We start from the raw sequence: 481 nt of genomic DNA, 5'->3' as shown, positions 1-481 counted from the left end.
ACCCCGGCGGCGCCGTCGGCACCCGCCGCACCGTTACCGCCGGCACCTCCTGCTCCACCGTTGCCATGGCTACCGCCCGCACCACCAGCACCCCCGGCGGTGCCTGACGCGCCTGATTGAGTAGCGCTGAAGCCGGCTCCGCCGGCCCCGCCGTTGCCGCCGGCCACCAATGTCCCCGCCGCACCGACAGCGCCCGCGGCGGCACCCGGGCCGCCCGCCGAACCGCCCATCCCGCCAGCGCCGACACCGCCGGTGTCGCCTCCACCACCACCGGCACCACCGGCGGTCAGCGCGTCTCCGGCACCCCCGGCCCCACCGTTACCGGCAGCCCCCGCGTTACCGCCGGCACCTCCGGTTCCCCCGGAACCATTGACGCCCGCGCGTCCCAACAAGCCGTGACCCTGCCCACCGACTCCTCCGGCACCACCGCTACCGCCATGCCCGCCGGTACCGCTATCGCCACCGTCACCGCCGTTAGCAC

Annotated in this window: 1 protein-coding gene; it reads right to left on the bottom strand. The window is 76.1% G+C overall.

Annotation, left to right across the window (positions count from 1 at the left end):
* Nucleotides 1-481 (bottom strand): hypothetical protein (locus tag AO501_RS38295; protein WP_197419900.1); only part of this gene is annotated, 481 nt, incomplete at both ends.

Source organism: Mycobacterium gordonae (genome assembly GCF_001417955.2).
Lineage (GTDB): Bacteria > Actinomycetota > Actinomycetes > Mycobacteriales > Mycobacteriaceae > Mycobacterium > Mycobacterium gordonae_B.
The sequence above is the reverse complement of the archived record's forward strand: the minus strand, read 5'-3'. Positions and strand labels throughout refer to the sequence as shown.